Origin of the sequence: Streptomyces montanisoli (genome assembly GCF_017813245.1) — a bacterium.
Taxonomy (GTDB): domain Bacteria; phylum Actinomycetota; class Actinomycetes; order Streptomycetales; family Streptomycetaceae; genus Streptomyces; species Streptomyces montanisoli.
The window spans coordinates 1-7,230 of record NZ_JAGIQL010000244.1 but is presented as its reverse complement, the minus strand read 5'-3'; the positions used below and the strand labels follow the sequence as shown (position 1 = coordinate 7,230).

Here is a 7,230-nt window from a genome sequence, read left to right as displayed (position 1 = left end):
CCCGCACCACCGCGGGCCCCGGCCTCGCCGCCCGCCCCGCCGCGCCGGCCGGGAGCGTCAACGCGCCCGTGCGGATGACCGCCGCACCGGCGCAACCGCCCGTCGCGCTTCCGGTGCAACGGAACATGATGGCCAAGCAGGCCCCGCCCGCAACCGAGCAGGCGGTGTCCTCACCGTTCGCCCTGCCCACGACCGTGACCTCGCAGGCCGCACAGCCGTCCGGGCTCTCCGGGTTCGAACTGGCCAGGCAGCAGCAGCCCGCGCAGCCCCGCAGGCGCGCCACGTCCGAGCGCAAGGTCAAGGCGGCCGAGGCGGCCGCCAAGGCCGACCGCAGCGTCAGGACAACGGACGACTTCGAGCCGACGAAGCTGACGGACCGCCAGGTCGACGAGTTGCTGCACCGGCTGATCGGCCCGCTGACCCGCCTGCTGAGAACCGAATTTCGCCTCGACCGTGAACGCGTCGGCAGACTGCGCGACCCGCGCCGCTGACGGAGGCACCGGTGGCCAGGGAGCCCACCGATCCGAGGCGAACCCCCCTACCGCACACGAAAGGCCGCCCCGATGTCCAGCGATCTCGACCCGGGATCCACGATCTTCTTCACCCTGTCCATCGACGGCGAGAGCCTGGGGTTCTTCAACGGCTGCGAAGGGCTGTCCTCCGAGGTGGAGGTCGAACACCGGCAGGAGGGCGGCAACAACGGGTTCGTGTGGCAGCTCCCCACGCGCGTGACGTTCTCCACCATCCGCCTGACCCGGCCCCTGACGGCCGACACGGCGACCGTCGCCGCCTGGATCTCGTCCATCACCACCGGGGTGCAGCGGCCGACCGCCGAGATCAGCGCGCTGCGCGCGGACGGCTCCCTGGTGGCCCGCTGGGGGCTGCTCGACGTCCTCCCGGTGCGCTGGCAGGGTCCGTCGCTCGACCCCGCCAACCCGTCCGTCGCCACCGAGGTACTTGAGATCACCCATCACGGGTTCACCGATGTGGAGGGGGAGTAGCACCATGGCAGGCAAGAGCAGCAAGATGAGCAAGATGGAGAAGGCGGGCGAGCACCTCAGCCAGCTCATGGGCAGCCTGGTCCACGCCCACCTCGCCATCCACGAGCCGCCGCTCGGGTACAGCACCACGCCCGGCGGGCTGATCAAGGCACTCGACTTCGAGTTCAACCCGTCGCAGCTCTCGATGAGCCGCCGCGCCCAGTGGCAGTCCACGCCCACGGCCGCGCTGCGGGACGGCGTGGTCCCCGAGTTCATGGGGCCCGAGCCGCGGGAGCTGTCCGTCGAGATCTTCTTCGACCGGTCGGACGACCCCGACAGCAACGACGTGATGAAGATGGTGGAGTCGCTGTTCCGCTGCTGCGAGGTGACGTCCGCGAGCATCGCCGCGAAGCAGCCGTCCACGCCGTGGGTGATCTTCCAGTGGGGTTCGTTCAAGACGGCCAGGTTCCACGCGTACGTCGCATCGGTCGAGGCGACGTACACGCTCTTCGGCACCACGGGCATGCCGATCCGCGCCACCTGCCAGGTGCAGTTGCACGAGATCCCTTCCGATACGCTGGGGCAGAACCCGACGTCCGGCGCGCTCACCGCGCGCCGCGTGCACCGCCTCGTCGCGGGCGACACCCTCCAGTCGCTCGCCTGGCGGGAGTACGGGGACGCCACCGTCTGGCGCGCCATCGCCGACGCCAACGGCATCGACGACCCGGCGCAGCTCACTCCGGGCACCGAGCTCATGCTGCCCGCCGTCGAGGAAGTCACCGCCTGATGCCACCTCTCGCGTTCTCCAGCGTCATCGACGTCCACATCGGCGGTGCCAAGCTGCCGAAGAAGGTCGCCGAGCAACTCGTCGGCGCTTGGGTCGACCTGGGCGCCGGGGTGCCTGGCGCCTTCGAGCTGGTCTTCCGCGACCAGCACAGGAAGGTGCTCAAGCTCGGGAAGATCAAGATTGGCTCGGACGTCGTGCTGTCACCCGTCTCGGACGGCAAGGGCGCCCACGACCCGCTGCTCACCGGCGAGGTCACCGCGCTGGAGACGGACTACGACGGCAAGGGCACGTTCACCGTCGTGCGCGGCTACGACCTCGGCCACCGCCTGCTGCGCAGGCGCCGGGTGTTCGGCTTTCCCAAGATGAGCGCCACCGAGATGGTCCAGGACATCCTGGGCGACCACGGGATACCCAAGGGCAAGATGGAATCCACGGGCGCCGCCTACGACTTCGTCACCCAGGACAACATCACCGACTGGGACTTCATCGCCCGGCTGGCCGACGAGAACGACAAGCTGTTCTACCTGGACCCGCACGGCAAGTTCCAGTTCGTCGCCCGCGAGAACGCCTCGGGAGCGCCCCCCGAGTCGACGCCGAGCGACAAGAGCCCGCTCGTCCTCCAGGCAGGACACGACGTGAAGCGCTGCCGGGCCGGCGTGACCTCGGCCGACCAGGTGCCCGAGGTGCGGGCCCGCGGCTGGAACGTCGACGCGAAGCAGACGCTGAAGTCCACCGCCGGGGCACGGAGCAACGACGGGTTCAAGATCGGCACCACCCCCGGCAAGGTCGGCAGGAGCTTCAAGGGCGCCACGCTGGTCGAGACGTCGACCCCGTACGACAAGATCGGACGCGTCGAGCGGGCGGCGAAGTCGCTGGCGGACGACGTGACGTCGTCGTTCGCCGAGCTCGAGGTCACCGTGCGCGGCAACCCGAGGCTGCGGCCCGACACCGCCGTCACGCTCAAGGACGTCGGCGACCCGTTCGAGGGCAAGTACACCGTGACCGGCGCACGGCACGTCTTCGCGTCGGGCAGGCCCTACGAGACGCTGGTGACCGTCAGCGGCCGGCAGTGGCGCTCCCTGTACGGTCTCGCCTCCGGCGGCACCAGCGCCGCGCCGCGCCTGCCGTCCGTCGCCAACGCGCTCGTCACGGACACCAAGGACCCGCTCAAGCAGGGGCGGGTGAAGCTCGAGTTCCCGTGGCTCGACGACAAGTACGTCAGCGACTGGACCCGCGTCGTGCAGTACGGCGGGGTCGACGGCGGCAGCATCATGCCGCTCGACGTCAAGGACGAGGTCCTGGTGGCGTTCGACCGCGGCGCGCTCGACCACCCGTACGTCATCGGCGGCCTCTACAACGGCAAGGACCACCCGAAGCGCGACGACGTGCCCCTGCACGACAGGCTCAGCGGCAAGGCGAGCCGGCACACCATCTCCGACCGCGAGTTCAACCGCATGGACCTGCTCAGCGAGCGCACCGGCCTGCGCAAGCAGGGGGTGCGGCTGAGCACGGGCGACGGCAATCTCGTCATCAACATGGACCGGACGAAGACCGAGATCACCGTGGACAGCAGGGGCGGTGTCACCATCAAGGGCAACCGGTCGGTGTCCGTCGAGGCCGGCGCGAACCTCAGCCTCAAGGCGGGCGGCATGATGAACCTGAACGCCGGGGGTGAGATGAGTATCCAGTCGGGCGGCGCCATGACCATCGGTTCGACGGCCATGCAGATCAACGCGCGCGCCGCGCTGAGCATCTCGTCGGAGGCCGAGGCGAACATCGAGAGCACCGCGATGCAGATCGTGGGCGGAGCCGACCTCGCGATCCTCGCCGCGTCGATCCTGCTGGAGACCGGCGACCCCGCCACCCTCCTCGCCAACGGAATGCCGGTCGTCTGATGCCAGAACAGTTCGTGGGATCCGGGTGGTCCTTCCCGATGCGCATCAGCCCGACCGGGGGCATCGCCCTCGTCAGCGGGGAGCGCGAGGTCGAGGAGGCCATGCACCTGGTGCTCGCCACCGCGCCCGGTGAGCGCCCCATGCGGCCCGAATTCGGCTGCGCCATCCACGACATGGTCTTCGCGCCGATCAACGAGGCCACAGCGGGCCGCATCCAGCACGAGGTGTACACCAGCCTCGACCGGTGGGAGCCGCGGATCGAGGTGCACGACGTGGAGGTGACACCCGGCAACGACCCAGGGGTGCTGCACATCGACGTCCGCTACTCGATCCGCGGAACCAACAACCCGCGCAGCCTCGTCTTCCCGTTCTACGTCATCCCCTCACACGACGATCCCGAGCCACCGCCGGAAGGCGGCGGACCGGCCACCGAAAGCGACCGCTGATGGCACTGCCCTCCCCGAACCTCGACGACCGGCGCTTCCAGCAGTTCGTCGACGACGCCAAGCGCTACATCCAGCAGCGCGCCCCGGAGTGGACCGACCACAACGTGTCGGACCCCGGTGTCACCCTCGTGGAGACGGTCGCCCACATGGCCGACCAGATCGTGTACCGGCTCAACCGCGTGCCGGAGAAGAACCACCTGGCCTTCCTCGACCTCGTGGGGATCACGCTCTTCCCGCCGACCGCCGCGCGCACCGACGTGACGTTCTGGCTCTCGGCGCCGCAGGAGGACCCCATCGTGGTGCCGCTGGGGACGCAGACGGCCACCGCGCGCGCCGACGGCGAGGAGTCCGTCGTCTTCTCGACCGAGCGCGAACTGACCATCGTCCCCAGCACGTTGGGCCACCTGGCCGTGCACAACAGCGGGCAGGCCATCGTCGACCGCAGCGCGGACCTCGCCGAGGAGAAGCACGTGCTGTGCTTCTCCGAGTCGCCGCGCGCCGGCGACTGCATGCTCCTCGGCCTCAGCGCGGCCGTACCGCACTGCGCGGTGGCGCTGCGCCTCGACAGCCGCGTCGACGGTGTCGGTGTCGACCCGCGCCAGCCCCCGCTGGTCTGGGAGGCGTGGACCGCCGACGGCTGGGCCGCGTGCGAGGTCGAGCAGGACACCACCGGTGGCCTCAACCGGCCGGGCGACGTCGTGCTGCACGTGCCGGGCGGCCACGTCCTGTCGCGTGCGGGACGCCACGAGGGCGGCTGGCTCCGCTGCCGCGTCACCGAGCCGGGGCCCAACCAGCCCTTCTACACCACCTCGCCGACGGTGCGCTCCGCCGAGGCGTTCACCATGGGCGGCACCGCGCCCGCCGTCCACGCGGACGCGGTCTACGACGAGGCGCTCGGCGAATCCACAGGACTGCCGGGACAGCACCTGCGGCTCGCGCACGCCCCCATCGTCGGCGACGTGCCCCCGCTGCTCCTCCAGGTCGCCGAGTACGACGGCTGGACCGACTGGGAGGTCGTCCAGCACTTCGCCGCGTCGGGACCGAAGGACCGCCACATCACCCTGGACCCGGCCACCGGCGAGATCGCCTTCGGGCCCGCCGTGCGCGAGGCCGACGGCACGCTGCGCAATTACGGGGCGGTGCCCTCCAAGGGCGCCGTGATACGGGCGCGCCGCTACCGCACCGGCGGCGGCCGCACCGGCAACATCGCCCGCGGCGTCATACGGACGCTGCGCGACTCGGTGCCGTACGTCACCGAGGTCATCAACCGCGAGGCCGCGCACGGCGGTGTGGACGGCGAGACGGTCGAGGAGGCCAAGGCGCGCGCGCCGCTGACCCTGCGCGCCCAGGACCGCGCCGTCACCCTGCGCGACTACGAGCAGCTCGCCCGGCACGCCGCCCCCGAGACCGCCCGCATCACCTGCATCGAGGGCGAGCCCGAGGAGCACGGCGCCTACGCGGTGCGCGTCCTCGTCGTGCCGCGCGCCGTGCCCGACCCCGGCGGCAGGCTGCGCTTCGAGCAACTCGTCCCGGCCGACCGGCTGCTGGAGCGGATCACCGGCTACCTCGACGAGCGCCGCCTGATAGGCACCAGGCTCGCGGTGGGCCCGCCCTACTACCAGGGCGTCACCGTCGTCACGACGCTGCACGCCTTCCGCGGCGCGGACGTCGACCGCGTCAGGCGGCAGGCGCTCGACGCGCTCTACCGCCACCTCGACCCGCTCACCGGCGGCGTCGACGGCAAGGGCTGGCCCTTCGGCCGCCCCGTCCAGTCGGGCGAGGTCTTCTCGGTGCTGCAGCGCGTGGCAGGCGTGGCACTCGTGGACGACGTGGCGCTGCACCCGGCCGACCCGCTGACCGGCAAGCGGGGCGACCGCACGGACCGCATCGACCTCGACGCGCCGTCGCTGGTCTTCCCCTACGACCACCACGTCCGCGTCATCGAGGGGCTGTCGTGAGAGGCTCCGTCGACGGCCTCGCCTCCTCGGTCCCGCTCGGCACGATGCTGCCCGCCGTCTTCGCGGACGACGACCTGGCGCAGCGGTTCGTCGCCGGGCTCGACGAGGTGATCGCACCGATCCTCAACGTCCTCGACTGCCTGGACACGTACTTCACGCCGTCCCTCGCACCGGCGGACTTCGCCCGCTGGCTCGGCGACTGGGTCGGCGCGGAGACCGACGGCATCCAGGACGACGAGCCGGGCGGCGAGGCGCGGCTGCGCGCCGCGGTCGCCGCCGCCGTGAGCCTGCACCGCGCACGCGGCACCCGCGAGGGCCTCGCGGAGGCCGTGCGCCTCGCCTTCGGCGTCGAACCCGAGATCACCGAGAGCGGCGGCGCCGCCTGGAGCGCCCGCCCCCGCGGTCCCGTTCCCGGCGACCGCCGGCCCCACCTGAAGGTGTCCATCCGTCTGCCCGCCCCGACGCCCGCCGACGAGTACCGGCTGGACGATCTGGTGGCGGCCGCGCGCCCCGCCCACATGCCCTACACGGTCCAGGTGACCGCCGCGGAAAGGACCTCGAACAGATGACGAGCAGTTGGGCCTCCGGTGGGCACAGGGAGGACGAGCGCACCCTGACCTGCGACCAGTGCGGCACCCCGCAGGAGCCGGGCCAGGCTTTCTGCGACACGTGCAACGCGGTGCTGCTCTGGAGCCCCGGCGCCTCCGCCCCGGCGCCGGCCGCCGCCAAGCCGTCGCCCGCCCAGAACCCGTCGCCCGCCCAGGACCCGTCGCCTTCCGTGCCCGCGCAGGAGGGCCCGGCGGAACGCGAGCGGCCGGCGTCCCCCCAGCCCGAGTGGCACACCCCCGCGCAGCCGATGCCGCAGGCCGTCTCGTCGCCGATGCCCGGTGCCCCCTCCTCGCCGCTGCCGCACGCGTCCTCCGGGCCGCGGGCCTCCCGAGCGACGGCCGCGCCGGTGTCGATGCCGATGCCGATGGCCATGCCGCTGCCCGCCGAGAACCAGGACGAGGACGACCCCACCGAGCCGCTCGACACCCGGCGCGTGCGGCCGGGCTCCGGCCAGGCGCCCGCGCCCGGCTACGCCTACGGCGCGGACCCCGGTTACGCGGCGCAGGGCGGCCACCCGTACGACCCGGCCGCCGCGGGCGGCGCGGGGGGCGCAGG

At 72.1% G+C, this 7,230-nt stretch carries 7 protein-coding genes and 1 pseudogene; all 8 read left to right on the top strand.

All coding sequences use genetic code 11. From position 1 onward, the window contains the following. Nucleotides 1-491: hypothetical protein (locus JFN87_RS31110; RefSeq protein WP_209345550.1), on the top strand; the 491-nt coding region annotated here is incomplete at its 5' end. Nucleotides 492-563: 72 nt separating this feature from the next. Then, entirely contained in the window at nt 564-1,001 is a 438-nt protein-coding gene (locus tag JFN87_RS31105; protein ID WP_209345548.1) for a phage tail protein, read from the top strand. A gap of 34 nt (nt 1,002-1,035) precedes the next feature. Beyond that, nucleotides 1,036-1,767 carry a CIS tube protein gene (locus tag JFN87_RS31100; RefSeq protein ID WP_245182638.1) on the top strand — a complete coding sequence of 244 codons (732 nt, stop codon included), beginning with the start codon at nt 1,036-1,038 and terminating at the stop codon, nt 1,765-1,767. Then, nucleotides 1,767-3,662, top strand: coding sequence for a VgrG-related protein (locus JFN87_RS31095; protein ID WP_209345546.1), 1,896 nt, complete (start codon nt 1,767-1,769; stop codon nt 3,660-3,662). Before JFN87_RS31100 ends, JFN87_RS31095 begins: the two co-directional genes overlap by 1 nt. Beyond that, nucleotides 3,662-4,108, top strand: coding sequence for a GPW/gp25 family protein (locus JFN87_RS31090; RefSeq protein WP_209345545.1), 447 nt, complete (start codon nt 3,662-3,664; stop codon nt 4,106-4,108). The genes JFN87_RS31095 and JFN87_RS31090 overlap by 1 nt, the downstream gene beginning before the upstream one ends. Continuing rightward, the gene (locus tag JFN87_RS31085; protein WP_209345544.1) at nt 4,108-6,066 is read left to right on the top strand and encodes a putative baseplate assembly protein; all 1,959 of its coding nucleotides are present in this window, start codon (nt 4,108-4,110) and stop codon (nt 6,064-6,066) included. Before JFN87_RS31090 ends, JFN87_RS31085 begins: the two co-directional genes overlap by 1 nt. Continuing rightward, the gene (locus JFN87_RS31080) at nt 6,063-6,635 is read left to right on the top strand and encodes a phage tail protein (RefSeq protein ID WP_307865664.1); all 573 of its coding nucleotides are present in this window, start codon (nt 6,063-6,065) and stop codon (nt 6,633-6,635) included. Before JFN87_RS31085 ends, JFN87_RS31080 begins: the two co-directional genes overlap by 4 nt. Continuing rightward, nucleotides 6,632-7,230 (top strand): annotated as a pseudogene (locus JFN87_RS31075) (hypothetical protein); the annotation flags it as partial. The gene JFN87_RS31080 and the pseudogene JFN87_RS31075, both read left to right, overlap by 4 nt.

Excerpts from the sequence above, each read along its gene's own strand:
- JFN87_RS31105 (WP_209345548.1), top strand. The coding sequence starts at position 564 with ATGTCCAGCGATCTCGACCCGGGATCCACGATCTTCTTCACCCTGTCC.
- JFN87_RS31100 (WP_245182638.1), top strand. The coding sequence starts at position 1,036 with ATGGAGAAGGCGGGCGAGCACCTCAGCCAGCTCATGGGCAGCCTGGTC.
- JFN87_RS31095 (WP_209345546.1), top strand. The coding sequence starts at position 1,767 with ATGCCACCTCTCGCGTTCTCCAGCGTCATCGACGTCCACATCGGCGGT.
- JFN87_RS31090 (WP_209345545.1), top strand. The coding sequence starts at position 3,662 with ATGCCAGAACAGTTCGTGGGATCCGGGTGGTCCTTCCCGATGCGCATC.
- JFN87_RS31085 (WP_209345544.1), top strand. The coding sequence starts at position 4,108 with ATGGCACTGCCCTCCCCGAACCTCGACGACCGGCGCTTCCAGCAGTTC.